General features: G+C 62.6%; 26 protein-coding genes. 11 read left to right on the top strand and 15 right to left on the bottom strand.

Going from position 1 to position 17,810, the window contains the following annotated elements; genetic code table 11:
- Nucleotides 1-4 precede the first annotated feature (4 nt).
- Entirely contained in the window at nt 5-265 is a 261-nt protein-coding gene (locus ACFPFW_RS13535; protein WP_114956750.1) for a zinc-finger domain-containing protein, read from the bottom strand.
- Nucleotides 266-372: 107 nt separating this feature from the next.
- Here ACFPFW_RS13535 and ACFPFW_RS13530 point away from each other — a divergent pair, with 107 nt between their 5' ends.
- The 3 genes from ACFPFW_RS13530 to ACFPFW_RS13520 all read left to right on the top strand — a co-directional run bounded on the left by ACFPFW_RS13530 (nt 373) and on the right by ACFPFW_RS13520 (nt 2,370).
- Nucleotides 373-1,125: an alpha/beta fold hydrolase gene (locus ACFPFW_RS13530; protein WP_114956898.1), complete on the top strand. Its 753-nt coding sequence runs from the start codon at nt 373-375 to the stop codon at nt 1,123-1,125.
- A gap of 116 nt (nt 1,126-1,241) precedes the next feature.
- Nucleotides 1,242-2,084 (top strand): serine O-acetyltransferase, encoded by an 843-nt coding sequence (gene cysE / locus ACFPFW_RS13525; RefSeq protein ID WP_379771115.1) that lies wholly within the window; start codon nt 1,242-1,244, stop codon nt 2,082-2,084.
- A gap of 88 nt (nt 2,085-2,172) precedes the next feature.
- Nucleotides 2,173-2,370, top strand: coding sequence for a DUF3126 family protein (locus tag ACFPFW_RS13520; RefSeq protein WP_379771486.1), 198 nt, complete (start codon nt 2,173-2,175; stop codon nt 2,368-2,370).
- Here ACFPFW_RS13520 and ACFPFW_RS13515 read toward each other — a convergent pair.
- The 3 genes from ACFPFW_RS13515 to ACFPFW_RS13505 form a co-directional block, all read right to left on the bottom strand.
- On the bottom strand, nt 2,367-3,089 hold the full coding sequence (locus ACFPFW_RS13515) for a phosphatase PAP2 family protein (RefSeq protein WP_114956752.1): 723 nt from the start codon (nt 3,087-3,089) through the stop codon (nt 2,367-2,369). The two genes, ACFPFW_RS13520 and ACFPFW_RS13515, sit on opposite strands and share 4 nt — an antisense overlap.
- A 57-nt stretch (nt 3,090-3,146) precedes the next feature.
- Nucleotides 3,147-3,782, bottom strand: a complete 636-nt coding sequence (locus tag ACFPFW_RS13510; RefSeq protein ID WP_114956753.1) for a transglutaminase-like cysteine peptidase — start codon at nt 3,780-3,782, stop codon at nt 3,147-3,149.
- A gap of 173 nt (nt 3,783-3,955) precedes the next feature.
- The gene (locus tag ACFPFW_RS13505) at nt 3,956-4,555 is read right to left on the bottom strand and encodes a PilZ domain-containing protein (RefSeq protein WP_114956754.1); all 600 of its coding nucleotides are present in this window, start codon (nt 4,553-4,555) and stop codon (nt 3,956-3,958) included.
- 224 nt (nt 4,556-4,779) lie between these two features.
- Between ACFPFW_RS13505 and ACFPFW_RS13500 the strand changes: the two genes are divergently transcribed.
- Both ACFPFW_RS13500 and ACFPFW_RS13495 read left to right on the top strand, forming a co-directional pair.
- Nucleotides 4,780-5,520: a rhomboid family intramembrane serine protease gene (locus tag ACFPFW_RS13500; RefSeq protein ID WP_379771110.1), complete on the top strand. Its 741-nt coding sequence runs from the start codon at nt 4,780-4,782 to the stop codon at nt 5,518-5,520.
- A 78-nt stretch (nt 5,521-5,598) separates the two neighbouring features.
- A complete protein-coding gene (locus tag ACFPFW_RS13495) occupies nt 5,599-6,030 on the top strand; it encodes a CBS domain-containing protein (RefSeq protein ID WP_114956755.1) in 432 nt (143 codons plus the stop codon).
- On the opposite strand, the gene hisI is transcribed toward ACFPFW_RS13495, so the two are convergent.
- Nucleotides 6,027-6,488, bottom strand: a complete 462-nt coding sequence (gene hisI, locus ACFPFW_RS13490; protein ID WP_114956756.1) for a phosphoribosyl-AMP cyclohydrolase — start codon at nt 6,486-6,488, stop codon at nt 6,027-6,029. The genes ACFPFW_RS13495 and hisI overlap by 4 nt on opposite strands.
- Nucleotides 6,489-7,112 carry a GTP cyclohydrolase I FolE gene (gene folE, locus ACFPFW_RS13485; RefSeq protein WP_114956757.1) on the bottom strand — a complete coding sequence of 208 codons (624 nt, stop codon included), beginning with the start codon at nt 7,110-7,112 and terminating at the stop codon, nt 6,489-6,491.
- A gap of 158 nt (nt 7,113-7,270) precedes the next feature.
- Here folE and ACFPFW_RS13480 point away from each other — a divergent pair, with 158 nt between their 5' ends.
- Nucleotides 7,271-7,714 carry an iron-sulfur cluster assembly scaffold protein gene (locus ACFPFW_RS13480; protein ID WP_114956758.1) on the top strand — a complete coding sequence of 148 codons (444 nt, stop codon included), beginning with the start codon at nt 7,271-7,273 and terminating at the stop codon, nt 7,712-7,714.
- Between the two features lie 33 nt (nt 7,715-7,747).
- On the opposite strand, the gene ACFPFW_RS13475 is transcribed toward ACFPFW_RS13480, so the two are convergent.
- The 5 genes from ACFPFW_RS13475 to ACFPFW_RS13455 form a co-directional block, all read right to left on the bottom strand.
- On the bottom strand, nt 7,748-9,844 hold the full coding sequence (locus ACFPFW_RS13475) for a methyl-accepting chemotaxis protein (protein ID WP_114956759.1): 2,097 nt from the start codon (nt 9,842-9,844) through the stop codon (nt 7,748-7,750).
- Between the two features lie 187 nt (nt 9,845-10,031).
- Nucleotides 10,032-10,625 (bottom strand): formyltransferase family protein, encoded by a 594-nt coding sequence (locus tag ACFPFW_RS13470; RefSeq protein ID WP_114956760.1) that lies wholly within the window; start codon nt 10,623-10,625, stop codon nt 10,032-10,034.
- 84 nt (nt 10,626-10,709) lie between these two features.
- Entirely contained in the window at nt 10,710-11,072 is a 363-nt protein-coding gene (locus tag ACFPFW_RS13465; protein WP_114956761.1) for a hypothetical protein, read from the bottom strand.
- A 132-nt stretch (nt 11,073-11,204) separates the two neighbouring features.
- Nucleotides 11,205-11,711, bottom strand: a complete 507-nt coding sequence (locus ACFPFW_RS13460) for a YciE/YciF ferroxidase family protein (protein ID WP_114956762.1) — start codon at nt 11,709-11,711, stop codon at nt 11,205-11,207.
- A gap of 88 nt (nt 11,712-11,799) precedes the next feature.
- The gene (locus ACFPFW_RS13455; protein ID WP_114956763.1) at nt 11,800-12,738 is read right to left on the bottom strand and encodes an NAD(P)H-dependent oxidoreductase; all 939 of its coding nucleotides are present in this window, start codon (nt 12,736-12,738) and stop codon (nt 11,800-11,802) included.
- A gap of 69 nt (nt 12,739-12,807) precedes the next feature.
- Here ACFPFW_RS13455 and ACFPFW_RS13450 point away from each other — a divergent pair, with 69 nt between their 5' ends.
- Both ACFPFW_RS13450 and ACFPFW_RS13445 read left to right on the top strand, forming a co-directional pair.
- A complete protein-coding gene (locus tag ACFPFW_RS13450) occupies nt 12,808-13,206 on the top strand; it encodes a hypothetical protein (RefSeq protein ID WP_379771102.1) in 399 nt (132 codons plus the stop codon).
- A gap of 23 nt (nt 13,207-13,229) precedes the next feature.
- Nucleotides 13,230-13,526: a hypothetical protein gene (locus tag ACFPFW_RS13445; protein WP_114956765.1), complete on the top strand. Its 297-nt coding sequence runs from the start codon at nt 13,230-13,232 to the stop codon at nt 13,524-13,526.
- Here the strand turns inward: ACFPFW_RS13445 and ACFPFW_RS13440 are convergent.
- The gene (locus ACFPFW_RS13440) at nt 13,523-14,671 is read right to left on the bottom strand and encodes an aminotransferase (protein ID WP_114956766.1); all 1,149 of its coding nucleotides are present in this window, start codon (nt 14,669-14,671) and stop codon (nt 13,523-13,525) included. The two genes, ACFPFW_RS13445 and ACFPFW_RS13440, sit on opposite strands and share 4 nt — an antisense overlap.
- Before the next feature lie 265 nt (nt 14,672-14,936).
- Here ACFPFW_RS13440 and ACFPFW_RS13435 point away from each other — a divergent pair, with 265 nt between their 5' ends.
- Entirely contained in the window at nt 14,937-15,191 is a 255-nt protein-coding gene (locus ACFPFW_RS13435; RefSeq protein WP_114956767.1) for a hypothetical protein, read from the top strand.
- A 69-nt stretch (nt 15,192-15,260) separates the two neighbouring features.
- Here the strand turns inward: ACFPFW_RS13435 and ACFPFW_RS13430 are convergent, their stop codons facing one another.
- A complete protein-coding gene (locus ACFPFW_RS13430; protein WP_114956768.1) occupies nt 15,261-15,506 on the bottom strand; it encodes a hypothetical protein in 246 nt (81 codons plus the stop codon).
- A 96-nt stretch (nt 15,507-15,602) separates the two neighbouring features.
- A complete protein-coding gene (locus ACFPFW_RS13425) occupies nt 15,603-15,818 on the bottom strand; it encodes a hypothetical protein (protein ID WP_162799644.1) in 216 nt (71 codons plus the stop codon).
- 246 nt (nt 15,819-16,064) lie between these two features.
- Between ACFPFW_RS13425 and ACFPFW_RS13420 the strand changes: the two genes are divergently transcribed.
- Together ACFPFW_RS13420 and ACFPFW_RS13415 are read left to right on the top strand one after the other, a co-directional pair.
- Complete coding sequence (locus tag ACFPFW_RS13420; protein WP_379771097.1) at nt 16,065-16,457, top strand: NADH:ubiquinone oxidoreductase subunit NDUFA12; 393 nt, start codon at nt 16,065-16,067, stop codon at nt 16,455-16,457.
- 80 nt (nt 16,458-16,537) lie between these two features.
- Nucleotides 16,538-16,993 (top strand): DUF2155 domain-containing protein, encoded by a 456-nt coding sequence (locus ACFPFW_RS13415; RefSeq protein ID WP_379771094.1) that lies wholly within the window; start codon nt 16,538-16,540, stop codon nt 16,991-16,993.
- Between the two features lie 95 nt (nt 16,994-17,088).
- On the opposite strand, the gene aat is transcribed toward ACFPFW_RS13415, so the two are convergent.
- Nucleotides 17,089-17,769 carry a leucyl/phenylalanyl-tRNA--protein transferase gene (gene aat / locus ACFPFW_RS13410; RefSeq protein ID WP_114956770.1) on the bottom strand — a complete coding sequence of 227 codons (681 nt, stop codon included), beginning with the start codon at nt 17,767-17,769 and terminating at the stop codon, nt 17,089-17,091.
- Nucleotides 17,770-17,810: the final 41 nt, after the last annotated feature.

Genomic DNA, 17,810 nt, shown 5'->3' with positions numbered 1-17,810 from the left:
CGGATCAATGGGCGGGTGTGAGTTCCGCACCCCAGAGGCAACCGGCCGGCTCGGTCTCGCTGGCCTTCAGCTCCGGCGAATAGCGGAACAGCGTCGAGCAATAGGGGCAGACGATCTCGTTGTCGTCGCCCATGTCGAGGAACACATGCGGATGATCGTACGGCGGCCTGGCGCCGATGCATTGAAATTCGCGGACGCCGATCCGGATGGCCGAGTGACCGGCGGTGTTGTGAAAGTGCGGCGTGCGAATGTCGGCCACGGTCATGCGTCCCTTGAATTTGAGTGGTCGCAAACTAACCGCTTCACCCCCGGAAGGCGAGGGGCTATTCGTCGCCGTCCCACCTCCATGCCCAATTGCTCAAAGGGAATTCGATGCCGAGCTTTCTGTCGGATGGTCTGACGCTGAACTACGTCGATGAGGGTGAGGGTGATCCCGTTCTCCTGATCCACGGTTTCGCATCGAATCTGCAGATGAACTGGGTCGGACCCGGCTGGATTTCGACGCTGATGGGCGCTGGCTTCCGCGTCATCGCTTTCGATCACCGCGGCCATGGTCTCAGCGACAAGATCTATGACAGTGAGCGCTATGCCAATCCGCAGATGGCCGAGGACGCGCTGGCTCTGCTCGATCATCTCGGTCTCCAACGGGTCGACATCATCGGCTATTCGATGGGCGCGCGCGTCGGCGCCCTGATTGCGATCGAACATCCAGAGCGGGTGCGGAGCCTCGTCATCGGCGGCATGGGCGACCGTCTTTTCGAGGGCGCGTCGAAGTCCGAGGAGATCGCCGAGGCTTTGGAAGCGAACCATCGAGACGACGTCACCGACCCATATGCGCGGACGTTCCGCGTCTTCGCCGAGGCGACCAAGGCCGATATGCGGGCGCTCGCTGCGGTGATGCGCTCTCCGCGGACGCCGCTGACGGCGGAGGGTTTGAATTCCATCGGGCTGCCGGTCCTGATCGCCGTCGGCACGGAAGACGATGTCGCGGGAAAGACCGAGAAACTCGCGGAAACCATTCCGGGCTCTGAGGTTTTGGCTATCACCGGCCGCGATCACAACCGCGCTGTGGGCGACAAGATATTCAAGGCGGGCGTGCTGGATTTCCTGAGCCGGCGCCCCTGACGAAAAAGGCGAAGGCGAGGCATCTTCCGCCGCGCTCCAATAAGCACTAGATACACGCTTCAACGGCTCGTTCAGCACTCTGTGCGAGACAAGGGCCCAGAAACGGGAAAAGCGCCGTGATCCAGTCCGTCCATGCACGCAGCAAGGCTGTGCTCCAGACCGTCGATCCCGTGTGGCAGCAGCTGCGCGAGGAGGCCGAGGAATTTGCCGCCCGTGAACCCGCGCTGGCGGGCTTCATTCATTCGACGATCCTGCATCACGATACGCTTGAAACCGCAGTCGCCCATCGTATCGCCTCACGGCTCGAACACCCGGAACTCGGCGAGGGCGTGATCCGCGCGGCATTCGAGAATGCGCTGGCATCCGACCCCGGCATCGGTCTTTCGATGCGCGCCGATATCGCCGCTGTCTGCGACCGTGACCCGGTCTGCTCGCGCTTCCTCGACCCGGTTCTCTACTTCAAGGGCTTTCACGCCCTTCAGGCGCATCGTTTCGCCAACCGCCTGTGGCTCGACGGTCGACAGGATTTCGCTCTCTATCTCCAGAGCCGCGTTTCCAGCGCGCTCCAGGTCGACATCCACCCGGCGGTGCCGATCGGCAAGGGCGTGTTCATGGACCACGCGACGGGTATCGTCATCGGTGCGACCGCGGTTATCGAGGACGACGTCTCGATCCTCCAGAACGTCACACTCGGCGGCACCGGCAAGGAACGCGGCGATCGTCATCCGAAGATCCGTCGCGGCGTGCTGATCGGCGCGGGCGCGAAGATCCTCGGCAATATCGAGGTCGGAGCGGGCTCGCGCGTCGCCGCGGGCTCGGTCGTGCTCAATCGCGTGCCGTCGTGCATGACGGTTGCGGGCGTTCCGGCACGTGTCGTCGGTCGCGCGCCGTGCGCCGACCCGTCGCGCAGCATGGACCACATGCTCACGGATGCTGACTTTTTCGACCCCGTGATCTGAGTTCGGGTGTTGCGGTGCGGCGTGCGGCCGTGCCAAACCCTTCGCGACCACCCACCAAGATCGGAGACTTCGCTTGGACAAGCGAGAGATGGAGAAGGTGCAAGCCTATCTCCGCAAGACGTTCGGAAACCAGACGCTCCGCGTCGTGGCCCGCCCGCGCAAGATGGACTCGGCCGAAATCTATCTCGGCGAGGAATTCATCGGCGTTCTGTTCCGCGACGATGAGGACGGTGACCTGTCCTACAATTTCCAGATGGCCATTCTGGCCGAGGATCTCGTCGACTAAGCCTTCGCGGCGCCGGGCTCTTCGCCTGGCTCCTCGACCTTTCCGCGGCGCTGCAGGTAGAGCGCTGCGATCCAGCACAGGATCGCCCACGAGGCGCCTGCGCACCAGCCGGCGAGGACGTCCGTCGGCCAGTGGACGCCGAGATAGACGCGGCTCACTCCCACCATGATCGTGATCGTGACGGCGAGCGTGAGGATGTAGATCTTCACGCGTCGCTTTTCCTGCACGCGCGCGAGCAGCGCGCCTAGCGTGAGATAGGTGATCGCCGACAGCATTGCGTGACCGCTTGGAAAGCTCGCCGTATGGACGTCGACGATATGGGCGACGAGATCAGGGCGAGGGCGGTCGAAGAACAGCTTCAGCAGGTTGTTGAGCAGGGTTCCGCCTCCGACCGCGAAGAGCACCATCAGCGCCGCGCCCTTTTTGCCGGTGATCAGCAGATAGCCGAGGACCGCGAGCGTCACGATCGTCAGGATCGTCGTGCTGCCCAGGCTGGTGAGGTCGGTGAACATGATCTCGACCCAGCGCGGGCCGATCGGGTCCTGCCTGTCGGTCTCGCGGAGCGACAACAGGATCGTTTCATCTATGGCGTGGGTCTCGCCTTCGGTGACTTCGTCGGCGATCTGGATGAAGGCCAGCAGGCAGGCGGCTGCGGCAGCGAGGCTGGCAAGGCCGACGATTTCGGTGCGGACAAGGGTGCGGAGCGAAGAGAGGGTCATGGCAGCGTGATAACGCGGCACGCGCCCCGGACAAAGCCGGGGCAGCCCCCGTTGCGGTCAGCGCGTCGAGGCGACGCCCGTATTGCTGTCAACCGGGCCGACGAAAACCCAGAGCTTCGGGTCCGTCTGCGACTGTCGCTTCACGTATTGGTAGGGCGTCTGCGACCACACCACGACGTCTTCGCGCTGATTGTCGAGGACGAGATCGCCCTGGTCGGTTGGAACGGTGAGGACGGCGTGGCCTGCGCCCTTCTCGTCGCGGACGACGGTGATGAGCAGCGAGCTCTCGCTCCAGCCGGCATCCATCAGCAGCTTCCGCTTCAGCAGGACATAGTCCTCGCAGTCGCCCTTGGTCGTCGGATAGGTCCAGTATTCGGGCGTACCGTAGAATTCCTGGTCGGTCACCGGCTGGATTTGCGTGTTGGCCCACCGGTTGACCTGATCGAGCTGAGAGAAGGTCGCGGCGGTGAGGATGACCCGGCCTTGTTGCTGGGTTTCCCTGGCGCAATCGGCCGGGTGGCTGGAGCAGAAGGCGACGAAGCCAATGGGTGCACGAGCGGCGCCGAGGATCTTCATGCGCGGAGAATTATCCAGCGCAGATGCTTCGGAGCATCCAAGGAAGAAGAAGGCTACCATGGCCGCAGCAACAGCCGAAACGGCCTTGCTATACTTCGCGCCGAATACGCTACTCATCGAACCTCTCCGAAGTCGTTGAGGTTCTTTTCTCAGAAACGATTTGAGTTCGATCTAAGGTTGGTGGCTTTGTTTTAGCGAATGACTCTAGGTTTCATTAACCACGGAACGCATACGAAAACGCCCGCTGAGGGCGGGCGTTTCAGGGCAACGAGTTTGGGGCCGATTTCGGCCTAGCCGCCGAATTGCTCTTCGAGCAGCTCGAAGTTCTGCGGACGCAGGAACTCCACGGCGACGCCGCCATCGAAATGACGGACGACCTTGGCGTGCGTGCGTCCGAGAGTGACCGGTGAGCCCATCGGCGGTTGGGCGTCGACCTGAACTGCCGCACCGGACAGAGAGATGTCGACCACCCGGCACGGATATTCCCGGCCGTCGGGCATGACCAGCAGTGACCGAGTGTTTTTGGGTAGGCCGCGATCGTGGCGGCGGTCTTCCGGCAGGCCGAGGATCTGGCGGTTGGCCAGCCAGGTCAGCTGATCCGCCAATTTCTCGCGCTTGCGCGGCGTGGCCGCGATCGTCATCGCAAAGCCGTTCTCAATGCCGCGGATCACCGCGCCTTCGATGCGGCCGATATGGTCGAAATAGGCGATGACGCGTTCACCGGGACGGCCGATCACCGGTGCGATGATCGAACAGCCGCCTGGAGAGATGTCGAGCGTTTGGCACGGATATTCCTGCCGGTCGGCGAGCATGTAGCGGCCCAGGAGCGCGACCTTCACGCGAGCGTGGCGGCGCTGCTCATGAGGGGCAAGCTTCGGCAGAGGTTGCATCAACGGCGCTACACCACATCTCGCCAGAGCCAGCGTCGCACGAGGCTCAAGGAACTATCCGAGGGGAGATTAAGTAGACGCGGTTAACGAGCCGTATGGAGTCGGAAACTATTCATCCTCATCGCGCAAATTTTTGATATGGCACAACGAATCCGAGGCACTTCGCCACAACTGCCTTGCTTTGCGCCGTCGGCATGTCACCTTCTTTTTCGAGAGCCCTATTCGTGCAGCGCGACAACGAACCCATTGTGAATGCCCCGCCTGTGGTCGGTTGGACCATCGCGGCGCTCGTGGCGATTCACATCGCTCGCCAGTTCCTCGGACCGGACGACGAATCGCAGATCATCCTGCTCTTCGCGTTCATTCCGGCGCGCTACGATCCGAGCTTCGCATTTCAGTCCGCCTTTCCGGGCGGCATCGCCGGAGACATATGGACCTTCGTGACCTATTCGGCGCTGCACGGCGATGCGATGCATCTCGTCGTCAACAGTGTGTGGTTGCTGGCATTCGGCAGTGCCGTCGCCTGGCGATTCGGCGGAGCGCGGTTCCTGGCTTTCGCGGCCGTCACCTCGGCCTGCGGCGCGGCGATGCATCTGCTTTTCCACTACGGCGAGCCGGTTCCGATGATCGGCGCCTCTGGCGCCATTTCCGGTCTTACGGCTGCTGCGATCCGCTTCATCTTCGAGGCCGGCGGCCCGCTCGGGGCATTCCGCCGGCGCGGCAGGGGAGCGTTCGCGGTGCCCGCGGTGCCGCTCATCGACCTGGTCCGCTCTCAGCAGATCATGGTCTTCGTCGCCATCTGGTTCGGCATCAATCTGGTCTATGCGATCGGTGCCTGGAGTTCCGGAGGAGAATCCAGCATCGCCTGGGAAGCACATATCGGCGGCTTCATCGCCGGGCTTGTATTGTTTCCGCTTTTCGACCCGAAATTGCCCGTTGGTTTCAACGGTCTACGGAGCGCTTGATCCGGAACAACCCTCGCGCGATCATGTTGGTAAGACCGTACCAAAGTACGGCTGCAATAAGAACGGAGGGACGGATCGATGCAGGTTTCGGCGATTTTGGAGAGCAAGGGGTCCGAGGTCGTGACCCTTCAGCCCGAAAGCACATTGGCGGATGCGGCCCGTCTTCTGGCGAAGCGCAAGATCGGCACCGTGGTCGTCACCGCCGGGGATGACATCATCCTGGGCATCCTTTCGGAACGCGACATCGTCCGCGCCGTGGCCGAACTCGGTGCTGGCGCGCTCGAGGCGCCATTGTCGGCTCATATGACCAAGACGGTGAAGACGGCCAGCCGCAGCGACGCGCTTCGCGGTGTCATGGAGAAGATGACGCAAGGACGGTTCCGCCACATGCCCGTCGTCGAGAACGGCCGTATGGTCGGCATCATCTCGATCGGCGACGTCGTGAAATGGCGCCTGGCCCAGATCGAGGCCGAGGCGAGCGCGATGCGGGATTACATCGCGTCCGCTTAGGTGGTCTTCTTGTAGACTTCGGCCGGGTCGAATTTTGGCTCGGCGTCGACGAAGTCGAGCGCAAGGCGAGGCGAGGGCGCCTCGCCGAGCGGAACCGAGCGATAGAAGCAGGAGGTGCGTCCGGTGTGGCAGGACGCGCCGGTGCCGCCGACGCGCACTTTGAGCCAGACGGCGTCCTGGTCGCAATCGACGCGAAGCTCGGTCACGCTCTGGACGTGGCCGCTTTCCTCGCCCTTCTTCCAGAGCTTGCCGCGCGAGCGCGAATAATAATGCGCTTCGCGGGTCTCGATCGTCTTCGCCAGCGCCTGGGCATTCATATGCGCGAGCATCAGCACCGTCCCGGTTTCGGCATCGGTGACGACGGCCGTGACCAGGCCCGCCGCGTCGAATCTCGGCGCGAGCACGCGGCCTTCCTCGATTTCAGCCGGGGACAGCGATGTTGCGAAGAGGTCAGGCATTCAGCGCTGCACGCCGCGCACGAGCGTGATGAAACGCACCTGCTCGGCCGGGTCCTCAAACAGGCCCGTGAAACGCGTCGTCGTCGTCGACACGCCGGATTTGCGGATGCCGCGCATGGCCATGCACATATGCTCGGCCTCGATCATTACGGCGAGACCGCGCGGAGCCAGGACCTTGTCGATCGCTTCGGCGATCGATTCTGTCAGATGTTCCTGTGTCTGGAGCCTGCGTGCGAAGACGTCGACGACACGGCCGATCTTGGACAGGCCGACGACGCCGCCGCTCGGATAATAGGCGACGTGCACCTTGCCGACGAACGGCACCATGTGGTGCTCGCAGTGCGAAAAGAACGGAATGTCCTGGACGAGGACGATGTCCTTGTAGCCGCCGACATCGTCGAATACGCGCTCCAGGATCGCGTTGGCATCCTGTTTGTAGCCGCCGTAGAGCTCGGCATAGGCATTCACGACGCGTTTCGGCGTATCGACGAGGCCTTCGCGCTCCGGATCGTCGCCCATATAGGCGATGAGGGTCCGTACGGCTTCTTCTGCTTCTTCGCGGGTGGGGCGCTTCGTTTCCGGGTCAAACGCACGCAACGCCGGGTGCTTGATAATCGCGTCCATGAAACCTTCCGCAGCGAGCCGGAATTGGCCCGCGTCGTTATCTGGTGCGGGTACATATCGTATGAAACCCGGAGCCCCTATATAATGCTGAACCCGGAAGCCGCAAAAAGGGTTAGCGCCCGAGCGCTGTTGCGCGGGTGCAAGTGGCTGGACACTTTATGTTGAACGACATCTACAATCGCAAGATCCTTGAACTGGCTGCGGGCATCCCGCGTCTCGGTCGGTTGCCGCATCCAGATGCCAGCGCGACCGCGCATTCGAAGCTTTGCGGTTCGACGGTGACGGTCGATCTCGCCGTCGACGGCGATACCGTGACGGACTTCGCTCATGACGTGAGGGCCTGCGCGCTCGGCCAGGCTTCGTCCTCCATCATGGCAAGCCACGTCGTCGGCTCGACCGCGGACGAACTGCGCCAGGTGCGCGAGACGATGCGGGCGATGCTCAAGGATAGTGGGCCGCCGCCGAACGGAAAATGGGCCGATCTGGCAGTGCTCGAGCCGGTGCGAGACTACAAGGCGCGTCACGCTTCGACCCTATTGACCTTCGACGCCGTGGTCGATGCGCTCGACCAGGTCCAGGCAAAAAAGGCCGCGGCTGAATAACAGCCGCGGCCCTTCTTTTCGTTATTTGGCCGATCAGGCGGCTTCGATGCCCGAGATGAAGGTCTGCATCTCGCGGCGGAGCTCGGTCGAGGCCTTTGCCAGATCGCGCGCGGAGGAGAGAACCTCCGACGCCGAGCTCCCGGTAATCGTTGCCGCCTCGCGGACCTCGTCGATGCTTTGGGTCACGTATTCGGTGCCCTGGGCGGCCTGAGCCACGCGGCTGGCGATCTCGGTCGTCGCGGAGTGCTGCTCTTCGGCCGCCGCGGCGATGGCGCTCGAAATCTCGTGCACTCGCTCGATGGTCGATCCGATCGACTGGATGGCGCTGACCGCGCCGACTGTCGCCTGCTGCAGCTCCTTGATCTGGCTTGCGATCTCGTCGGTCGCCTTGATCGTCTGGTTGGCGAGGTCCTTCACTTCGCTCGCCACGACCGCGAAGCCGCGGCCGGCTTCGCCGGCGCGGGCCGCCTCGATGGTCGCATTAAGCGCCAGCAGGTTGGTGCGGGCCGCGATGTCGTTGATGAGCGCGACGACCGTCTCGATCCGCTCGGCGCTGGTGGAGAGCGCTTGGACGGTTTTGTCGGTGTGGCGGACATCCTCGACCGCGCGCCGCGCCGCGTCTGCGGTCTGGCTGACCTGCGTACCGATCTCGTTGGCCGAGGAGGACAGTTCCTCGGTGGCGGCGGCGACGGCCTGGACGTTCGAGCCGGTGGCGCGAGCCGATTCGGCGAGCACGCCGGTCTGCTGAGAAGTGCGGTCGGCGGTGCCGGTCATGTCGTTCGCAGTCGTTTCCAGGCGCTCCGAGGCGCCGACGAGAGCACTGATGAGATCGCCGACCTTGGCGTTGAAGCCCTGGGCGAGTTCGGACAGCGTGCGGCGTTTGTCGGCCTCGGTCTGGACCTTCATGCGTTCGGCCTCTTCCTCCAGGCGCTGGCGCTCTATGGCGTCGCGCTTGAAGACCTCGACCGCGCGGGCCATGTCGCCAATCTCGTCCGAGCGCGAAGCTCCCTTGATCTCGACATTCATGTCGCCAGCAGCCAAAGCCGCCATCGCATCGGTCATCTGGGTGATCGGCCGGGTGACGCGGCGCTGGACGATGAAGAAGCTGGCGGTGGCGAGCAATACGACCGCTGCGAGCAAGCCCGACTGGAACATCAAACGACTTTGCGCGGCGGCGTATTTGCTCTCGGCCTGCTCCTGAGCGAGCTGCATTGCCGTGTTCGGGATCGCAGTCAACGCGTCGAGGGCGCCGTTGCCGATGCGGGTGAGATCGTCGTTCGAGACCGACTGTTCTTTATTCTCTGCAAGATCGTCATAGGCGGCCTTGCGGGTCTTTTCCCATGTATCAAAAGCGTCAGTCTGCGCGGCTTTCACAAGCTCGACGAGCTTGGGCGATACCCCGGGACGAGAGGTCAGTTCCTTCACCACACCCCAGTTCGACTGCGTCTGGCCGAGAAGCTGAGCCATCTTGCGATCGGCCGCAGGAGTGATGGTCTTGGCATTGCGTGATTCGGACAGAGCGGTGCGGCTCAGGCCGACGCCGTCGCGTGCGATCCATGCCGCCTGCTTGATGGCCATGAGTTCGGCCGTTTCCGGATCGGCCATGCGGATGGTCTCACCGAGGGCCGCCGACATCGCTTCCATGCGATTGATGACGTCGGTTGCGGCTGCGTTGAAGTCCTTGGAGATGCCTTGGCGACGCTCGGACAGCGGCTTCTTGAGGGCTTCCTCGGATTCGGTCCGGATCTTCTCGAGCTTTTCGATGCTCGCCGCGAGACCGTTGAAGACCTCCGGTTCGCCGTTGGTGCAATCGATCTGCGTGCAGAGCACGAGGACGTGCGCGGTAGCCGGATTGGCCTTGTTCTGCGCGTCCTTGATCAGGGAGAAGAACCCGTCGGAGGCGGGGTTCTCGGCTTCCAGGGCAGTGCGGGTCGGACCGCGTTGGACGCGTTGATTCTGGAGAGCGGTGAAGACTTCGCGACCGGCCTCAGCGACGCTGACGACCTGCGCGCTTTCCTTCAATTGGCCCATGTCATTGTAGATCGGAACAGCGAGAGTACCGACCGCGATGAGCGCCATTGCGCCGAACAACACACGAAGGACGACGGCAAGCGTAAGCTTGTGAGACATTACTCAACCCCATTCACCGACCACTGCGGCGGTGCCCGGGGCTAAATCTCGGCGGAAAATCAAAAAATAGGATTAATAATTCAAGTCGGTGCGCTGGCAGCGCCTGTTTTTATCGAGGCTTTCTGGCCTGTTAGCCACTCGTGTGCTGATTTTTCGCCCTCGACGACGGCTCTTAGACCACGACACCTCAGGCGGCTGGAGTCTCGTCCTTGATTCGCGGGGCGAGGGTCACGAAGCGCGGGTCCTGCGGCGTCGCCTTGCAGGTGCCGGTCTCGGCGATTTCGTCGATCACCTGGGTGAGAAGGCGAATGCCCATTGGCGCGAGTTCGCGGCGCCACAGGCTGGCATCGTCTTCGCCCGGCAGGACGAAGCACCAATCCTGGGCGGCGATGCCACCGGCGTCCATTTCATCCGTCAGATGATAGACGCTGCCACCCGCGATCGGATCGCCCGCCTTGACGGTCCATTCAATCGACGCGATGCCGCGCCAGCGGGGCAGCAGAGATGGGTGATAGCCAAGCGAGGCGATCCTGGCCTTGTCGAGCGGGATGAAGGCATGGGAGTAGGCTGCGAGAACGACGTCGAATTCGCCGGGCAGATCGTCATGGGTCACGCGCTTGCGGCCGGCATGGCAGACGAGCGGCACTCCAGCGGCTTCCGCCGCCTTCGCCAAGCGGTCTTCCGGATCGGGCGCGACGACGTGGAGGTCATGGCCGCGCGCATGCAGGATCTGGAACATCTCCGCGCCGAACCACCGCGAACCGATCAGTGCAATCCTCATTCCGCCGCCCTCGAAAACAAAAGCCGCCCCAACGAAAGGTCGAGGCGGCTTGGTAACGAAATCGGCCCGGGGCCGAAAGAGAAATCAGCCGCGCTTCTCGGCCTTCCAGGTGCCCGAACAACCGCCGGCCGGAGCCTTCCAGGTGCCGGTACCGAATTTACCGCTCAGTTTGCCCGTGCCGTCCGCTCCCTGATTGCCGCGCGAAACGCTGACCTTGACCGCGCCTGTGCCTTCGACTTGGCCGGACACGCTGAAGCCGGCATTGCCGCCGTAGCTGACGACGCCGTCCCTAATTGTGAGCGGATAGCGGTAGGCGCGATCGCACTGGCCCTGCTGCGTGACGATCAGGACGCTCCAGGCGCCGTCATAGCTGGCCGCCGGGCTTTCGGTCGTAAAGGCGGCGATGGTGCCGGTCGCCACCGCTGCGGCGATCAGAAGGTGCTTCATTAGAAAAGTTCCTAGTCTCGGAAAAACCGGCATAGACGCGACAGATGTGGCAAAAACAAGAGGGCGGCATTCTCTGCCGCCCTCTATGACTGGAGAATGTCGCCCGCCGCAAAACACGACCGGCTAAAGCATTCAGGCGGCCGCTTTCTTGTTGAGCTTCTTCTCGGCAAGCGCGGTCAACGATTTGTCGGTCTTGTATTCCTCTTCGAGATTGAGCTCGAGCGGGCGAACGAGATTGGTCAGGCCGAGTTGCTTCGCCCAGGCGATCAGCGTGCCGTAGCGGGTGATTTCGTAGTGCTCGACGGCCTGCGCGGACGCGAGAAGGGCGGCGTCCAGCACTTCCTTGTCGGCAACATTACCGGCGACATGCTTGGCCTCCTTGAGGATGCCGTCGATCGCCTCGCAATCCGTGCCCTGTGCCGGATGGCCGTAGGCGTCGAAGACGTCTTCGAGGCGTTTGATCTGCTGGCTGGTTTCCTTCAGGTGCTTCTCGAAGCCTGCCTTGAGTTCGGAATTGGTCGCCTTCTCGATCATGGTCGGAAGGTTCTTTTCGATCCTCTGCTCGGCATAATAGATGTCCTGCAGCATGTGCAGGAACAGGTCGTCCATCGTCTTGATGTCTTTCGAAAACAGGCCCATCGCGCGCTCCCGTTCGTTTGCGGATTGGTGCGTCGCCGTTCGGTGCGACTGAGCCTGAAACGCTCTGATCCGGCCGGTGTTCCGGCCATTACTGATTGGTCGTACTCTTCGCCTGCTTCACGGCCTCTTCAGTCCCAGGCACGGGGCCCTTGGCCAAGACATACGCGGTGAAGGCATCGGTCCATCGATCGAAGTGTTCGAGGCCCTTGGCGTCATTCTCCACGACGTCGTCGGCCTGATCGTCGGCATAAAGCCTGCCGACGCCAAAGTCGCAATGATCCCAGAGGGCGTCGGGGACTTCGATGCCCGAATAGCGGCACTGCCAGACGAGACCCTTATAGGCGTCCCGAACGTCGCAATCCTGCGGCTCGTTGGCCGGGTCGAACCATTCCTTGTGCTTCAGGATTTTTGGCCGGCCGTCTTCGCCGATATCGGCGCCGCCACGGTCGCCATAGCAGAAGAAGGCGGCCGTCCGGCCTTCGAGGTGATTACGGTTCAGTTCCTGCCATTGCGGCGAGCGCTCCAGCGCCTGCGCAAGCGCCGTCGATTTCTTGTCGATCAGATCCGGCCGCGGATTGCCGCCGTTCATGCAGACGAGGCGATCGAACATCGCCTTGAAGTTGGAGGACGGGCCGTACCACCAAATCGGACCGATGAAGGCCCAGGCATCCGCGCGGGCGAGCCGTCCGTAGAGGTCGAGATCCCACATCAGATCTGGCTGGCTCTGGGATTTCGGGCCGTAGCAGTTGCAGGGCCAGACGCAGAGCGCCATGGAAGACGAAACACAGCCGTTGCACCCCTGGATCTTCGGCTTGCCATGCTGGTTGCCGATATCCTCGGTGTCGATCTGCCACCCGGCGGGAAGACGGGCCGCCATTCGCTGCATCAGGAAGCGGGCCTTCGAATCGAGCCCCGGGCAACCGTTCACCCGACGTGCCGACCCGGCGATGACAAGGACGCGAAGGGGGCGTGCCTCGACATGCTCGGGCTTTTGGAAAACGTCAGTCGCTTGAAGGCGCTGTAGCATCCGGGCCTCGCATTGTGCGTACGACAACGCACGAGGCCGCCAATCAGGTCATTCGGGATGCCGGACTCAGTGGGCGCGATGCTCGGAGAGAAGGTGAGCGCACATCTTCAGGGCCGACGGCGTATGGGTCACCTGGATGCGAAGAGGGCGACCGGGCATCAAAGCGCGCCAGAGATCGAGAGCGGCGTGGACGGAGCCCGCGAGAGCTTCGGTGCAGAGGGCAAGGCGGGCCGGCTCTTCTTTGCCGATCCCCAGTTCCTTGGCCATCCGAAGGTCGTCGCCGGGACGAACCTGACCGGAACGAATACGCTGATGAAGAGGCTCGATCGTCGTGGTTGTGCTCATCACTTGTCCATGATGCCCGCTTCTGGAAAATTGCCAAGAGCTTCTTTGGAATTCGTGAACGCCTCTGACCGTTCCAAGACCGATTTTTTGCTTTTGGAACGATGCTTTTCGGATCAACGTTGATCTCGGCCATGGGGAGACGCGTGATGAATACGGCAAACCTGCAGCTGGAAGGCCTTTATGCGGCGGTCGCCGCGCTGATGAGCACGCTTCGGGACAAGGGGGTGATCTCGTCCGAAGAGATAGATCGCTGCCTTCGCGAGGCGGAGGACACGATGACCTCAGGCAAGCCGCGTGATCTTTCACCGGCCAATATCGAGGCGATTCGTTTTCCGTTCCGCTATCTGCGCGCGGCGAACAACGCGGGGGGCTGCCCACGTTCGTTCTCTACGATCGCGGCGGAGATCGGGATGACGAAGGATGTAAGCCGTTCGATCAGCTAACGGACGAGCCCGGCGAGACGCTCGATCGCGGCATCGAGCGTCGCATCCTGTTTCGAGAAACAGATTCTGACGACACTTGTCACCGGAGTCTCGGCATAGAAGGCGGAGACCGGGATCAGCGCGACGCCGCGTTCGTGGACGAGCGTCTTGCAGAAGCTCTCGTCGTCGACATTCAGTCCCAGTGGAGCGAGGTCGACGTTCAGGAAGTATGTGCCCTGACTTTCAAGGGGCGGCAGGCCGATCGACCTTAGGCCACTGGCCAGTCGATCGCGGGAACGCGAGAGGTCCTGGCGCATCCCCTCAAAGAACGCATCTTCCTTGTCGAGACCGTATGCGACGGCGGCCTGGAGGTTCGGCGGTGTCGTGAATGTCAGGAACTGGTGGGCTTTCGACAGCGACTTCATCAGTGGTGGCGCGGCGCAGACGAAGCCGACTTTCCATCCGGTCAACGAGAATATCTTGCCTGCCGAGCCGATCTTGACCGTGCGGTCGCGCATGCCGGGCAGGGCGATCATCGGAATATGTTCGCGGCCGTCGAAGACGACATGCTCCCAGACCTCGTCGCAGACGGCGACGGCGTCGAACTCCTGGCAATAGCGCGAGAGGAGTTCGAGATCCTCGCGACCGAAGACCGTCGCGGTCGGATTGAGGGGATTGTTGAGAACGACCACCTTGGTCTTCGGCGAAAAAGCGGCGGTGAGCATCTCTTCGGTGAAGCGCCAGTGCGGCGGTTCAAGGCGGACAAGCCGCGGAACGCCGCCGGCCCGTTTCACGAGCGGCAAATAGGCATCATAGAGCGGCTGGAACAGCACGACTTCATCGCCGGGCTCGATAAGCGCGAAGAGCGCGCCGGCGATGGCCTCGGTCGCTCCCGACGTGACCATCACCTCGGCCACTGGGTCGAGGTCGACGCCGTGCCAGTGTCGATAATGGTTCGCCACAGCCGTGCGCAGTTCGGGCAGGCCCATCATGGGCGGATATTGGTTGTAGCCGTTCAGGACCGCGTCGGCCGCGGCACGACGTATGTCTTCCGGCCCGGACCCGTCCGGAAATCCCTGGCCGAGATTGATCGCGCCGGTCTCCCGGGCGAGCAGGGACATGACTTCGAAGATCGTGGTTGGAAGATTGCTGAAGAGCGCGTTCATAGCGTCGCGCAAATGGGCATGTTTTGGCCCGCTGTGGAAGACCGGCCGGTCCGGAACAGTTCCACCGGCTCGTCTTACCAATAAGGTTTAATGCAAAGGTACTAATTCCTAAATCGCAGGCCAGATCTGCCGCCAACGCTCTTATCGAACCTCGTTGAGGCGCCATGTCATTCGAGCCGGACGACGCACTCAGACATCGCCGCCCGACATGGTGATGACCAATGGCGGATGCATCCGAGGCACGCCGCCAATATGGAGAAGTAACATGAAGGCTTTTCGTACTCTCGCCCTGGCCGGGCTGGTCGCGCTCAGCGCTGGCACCGCTGCCTATGCCCATGATCGTGATGGCAGGGCGGAGGAGGCAATCCGGGATGAAGGCCTACCCGGCCACGAATACCTCAACACCCAGAACGTTCTCGAAGGTCGTTCCTCGACCATTGGTCCGGCCCCGACCCAGTACGGCGAGTACGGCATGAACCGTACCCACGGGCGCTCCTTCTGGCACCGCCCGGCCTACTAGCGCGCACAATAGATTGGTCCAGCGTCAAACAGAAAGGCCGCCCGGATGGCGGCCTTTCTAATTGGCGATTCAACCGCGCATCTTTTCCTTTTCCTTCGCTCCGACCCGCGTCAGCTTCTTGATCACAAGCGGAGCCAGACCGGATTTATCCGCGATCTCGCGGTCCTGCTGTTCGATCACCGCGCGCGCCGGTTCGTCGCCGTCGAGGCCGCCGAGAATGTCGGCCGGGACGCGGCGATTGGATCGCTGTGAGCCATCCTCGTAGATGACGTTAAACAGGACGAATTCGCTCTTCGAGCCGGGTTTCTTGGCCATCTCACGCACCCTTTGAAATGAAAAGCGGCCCCGAAGGGCCGCGCCGCATCAATCATAGATAGGTGCGATGACAGCATTACGCGAGTCGGCGTCGCTTCAAGCGCCCGTCCAGCCCTGCGTCCGGGCCGCGATCGTGAAATTCGCCACGGCCGTCTTTATGCTGCGCTCGCAATCGGTTTCGATCGCCTCGGAAACGCTCCGAGCCGCCTTCTCCCAATGGCCCGCGAACGGGCCACCTCGCATCTGCTGGCGCTTCGCCAGCGCTATCATGCCGCGATAGCTCGCGACAAATTGCAGCCCGTCCTCCGTCATAAGACGGATTTGCTTTGGAAGAAGATCGTCCTTTCGCATACCAACGCCACCCCTTACCGGCAGGGAAGGCTAGTCCCGCTCTCTCTGCTTCGCACAGGAGGGGTGTCGGGCTTCTCCACAAGGCCGAGGCTTCGTCTGCCGGTTATTAACAGTTCGTTAATCTTTTGGCGGTGGCTGGGTCGCTGGACAGGGCGTGCTCGTCACGCCATAAACCCTGCAAACCTTCGCGCGCCGGAGAATCGTCCCTTGAAGCAGTTCCTTCTGCAGCTTTTCACCTGGTGGAACGGCCAGACCATCGGCACGCGGTTCTTCACGTGGCGCGCGGGCACTTTTGTCGGCGAGGACGAGTACGGGAATCGCTACTACAAAGCCAATGTCGCGCCGCTCGGCGAGCGCCGCTGGGTGATCTACAACGGCGTTGCCGAGCCGACCATGATCCCGACCGGCTGGCACGGCTGGATTCACCACACGACCGATATCGCGCCGGCCGACGAAGGCTTCGTGGCTCCTGAATGGTTCCAGCCGCATCGGCCGAATCCGACCGGAACGCCGGCAGCCTATCGTCCAAAGGGATCGACCCTCGGCAGGACGCGCCGTTCGTCGACGCCAGATTATCAGGCTTGGACGCCGGGAAGCTGATTGTCGCGGCGTGCTGCCGTCTGCGCGCCATATTCCGAGTGAATCTCGCAGCATCCCGCCTGAACCGAGGCAAAGCCCGCGTGATCCCGTTGTTTCGCCGTCCGGCATTCGCCATCGCCGGTCTCTGTGCCGTGCTGACGGCGGGTTTCGCCATGGCGCAGGTACCTGTTGCGCCAGGGCCCGCCGTTGACCGGATCGCGAACCCGGTGGCGCGTTTCGCCGGACTCGACAAGGTCACCGGCAGGATCGTCAATTTCGACGTCAAGATCGACGAGACCGTGCAGTTCGGAGCCCTGCAGGTCACGCCGCGCGTCTGTTACACGAGGCCGCCGACCGAGCAGCCGGAGACGATCGGCTTCGTCGAGGTCGACGAGATCACCCTGCAAAACGAGACGCAGCGGATTTTCGCGGGCTGGATGTTCGCTGACAGCCCGGGCCTGAATGCGATCGAGCATCCGATCTACGATGTCTGGATCACCGATTGCGTTGGTGGCGCGAAGCTGCCGGTGCCGGAAGCACCGAAGCTGGGAGAGTAAATCCGTCCTCATCCGAGCCGCAGGCTCGTGTCGAAGGAAGGGCGGCAGACTCGGAACTCTTGGCGCTCCTTCGACGCCGCCGCTGCGCGCCCGGCTCAGGATGAGGTCTTTTTCAGTATCGCGAGCGCTTCAGCGCCGCTGATCGTTTGTCCCTTGGGCCAGACAAAGAAGTTGCCGTTTCCGGGCAGGGCTGATTCGAGCAGGTGGTGATAGTCGCGTCGCGGCACCTCCACGGCGCCGAACATTTCCAAATGCTCCGTCACGAACTGCGTATCCAGCAGGTTGAACCTCCCGGCGACGAGGCGCGCCGCGAGATGCACCAACGCGACCTTTGATGCGTCGCGGCTCGTGTGGAACATGCTCTCGCCGAAGAAGGCGCCACCGAGCCGCACGCCGTAGAGACCGCCGACCAGCCTGCCGTGCTCATAGGCCTCGATCGTGTGGCAATGGCCGATGTCGAAAAGATCGCTGTAGAGCTTGCGGATACGGCGGTTGATCCAGGTCTTCCGACGGCCAGGAGCGGGAGCCGCGCAGGCTGAGATCACCGCGTCGAAATCCTGGTCGACCCTGATCTCGAACCGGTCCGAGCGGACCGTGCGGGCGAGTCGGTTGGGAACGTGGAATCCGTCGAGCGGGATGACGCCGCGGAGATCCGGCTCTATCCAGTAGAGGCCGGGGTCCTGCGCGCTCTCGGCCATCGGAAAGATGCCGCAGGCATAGGCTTTCAGCAGCACTTCCGGCGTGATCTCGACCAGGACATCGTCGACGCGTGTCATGTCCCGGAGTGTACGGGACTTTGAAGCCTCTCCCAAGGGGA

Source organism: Flaviflagellibacter deserti (assembly GCF_042652085.1).
Classification (GTDB): Bacteria; Pseudomonadota; Alphaproteobacteria; order Rhizobiales; family Methylopilaceae; genus Flaviflagellibacter; species Flaviflagellibacter deserti.
The sequence above is the reverse complement of the archived record's forward strand: the minus strand, read 5'-3'. Positions and strand labels throughout refer to the sequence as shown.

Excerpts from the sequence above, each read along its gene's own strand:
- ACFPFW_RS13535 (WP_114956750.1), bottom strand. The coding sequence starts at position 265 with ATGACCGTGGCCGACATTCGCACGCCGCACTTTCACAACACCGCCGGT.
- ACFPFW_RS13530 (WP_114956898.1), top strand. The coding sequence starts at position 373 with ATGCCGAGCTTTCTGTCGGATGGTCTGACGCTGAACTACGTCGATGAG.
- ACFPFW_RS13520 (WP_379771486.1), top strand. The coding sequence starts at position 2,173 with ATGGAGAAGGTGCAAGCCTATCTCCGCAAGACGTTCGGAAACCAGACG.
- ACFPFW_RS13515 (WP_114956752.1), bottom strand. The coding sequence starts at position 3,089 with ATGACCCTCTCTTCGCTCCGCACCCTTGTCCGCACCGAAATCGTCGGC.
- ACFPFW_RS13510 (WP_114956753.1), bottom strand. The coding sequence starts at position 3,782 with ATGAGTAGCGTATTCGGCGCGAAGTATAGCAAGGCCGTTTCGGCTGTT.
- ACFPFW_RS13505 (WP_114956754.1), bottom strand. The coding sequence starts at position 4,555 with ATGCAACCTCTGCCGAAGCTTGCCCCTCATGAGCAGCGCCGCCACGCT.
- ACFPFW_RS13495 (WP_114956755.1), top strand. The coding sequence starts at position 5,599 with ATGCAGGTTTCGGCGATTTTGGAGAGCAAGGGGTCCGAGGTCGTGACC.
- hisI (WP_114956756.1), bottom strand. The coding sequence starts at position 6,488 with ATGCCTGACCTCTTCGCAACATCGCTGTCCCCGGCTGAAATCGAGGAA.
- folE (WP_114956757.1), bottom strand. The coding sequence starts at position 7,112 with ATGGACGCGATTATCAAGCACCCGGCGTTGCGTGCGTTTGACCCGGAA.
- ACFPFW_RS13480 (WP_114956758.1), top strand. The coding sequence starts at position 7,271 with ATGTTGAACGACATCTACAATCGCAAGATCCTTGAACTGGCTGCGGGC.
- ACFPFW_RS13475 (WP_114956759.1), bottom strand. The coding sequence starts at position 9,844 with ATGTCTCACAAGCTTACGCTTGCCGTCGTCCTTCGTGTGTTGTTCGGC.
- ACFPFW_RS13470 (WP_114956760.1), bottom strand. The coding sequence starts at position 10,625 with ATGAGGATTGCACTGATCGGTTCGCGGTGGTTCGGCGCGGAGATGTTC.
- ACFPFW_RS13465 (WP_114956761.1), bottom strand. The coding sequence starts at position 11,072 with ATGAAGCACCTTCTGATCGCCGCAGCGGTGGCGACCGGCACCATCGCC.
- ACFPFW_RS13460 (WP_114956762.1), bottom strand. The coding sequence starts at position 11,711 with ATGGGCCTGTTTTCGAAAGACATCAAGACGATGGACGACCTGTTCCTG.
- ACFPFW_RS13455 (WP_114956763.1), bottom strand. The coding sequence starts at position 12,738 with ATGCTACAGCGCCTTCAAGCGACTGACGTTTTCCAAAAGCCCGAGCAT.
- ACFPFW_RS13445 (WP_114956765.1), top strand. The coding sequence starts at position 13,230 with ATGAATACGGCAAACCTGCAGCTGGAAGGCCTTTATGCGGCGGTCGCC.
- ACFPFW_RS13440 (WP_114956766.1), bottom strand. The coding sequence starts at position 14,671 with ATGAACGCGCTCTTCAGCAATCTTCCAACCACGATCTTCGAAGTCATG.
- ACFPFW_RS13435 (WP_114956767.1), top strand. The coding sequence starts at position 14,937 with ATGAAGGCTTTTCGTACTCTCGCCCTGGCCGGGCTGGTCGCGCTCAGC.
- ACFPFW_RS13430 (WP_114956768.1), bottom strand. The coding sequence starts at position 15,506 with ATGGCCAAGAAACCCGGCTCGAAGAGCGAATTCGTCCTGTTTAACGTC.
- ACFPFW_RS13425 (WP_162799644.1), bottom strand. The coding sequence starts at position 15,818 with ATGACGGAGGACGGGCTGCAATTTGTCGCGAGCTATCGCGGCATGATA.
- aat (WP_114956770.1), bottom strand. The coding sequence starts at position 17,769 with ATGACACGCGTCGACGATGTCCTGGTCGAGATCACGCCGGAAGTGCTG.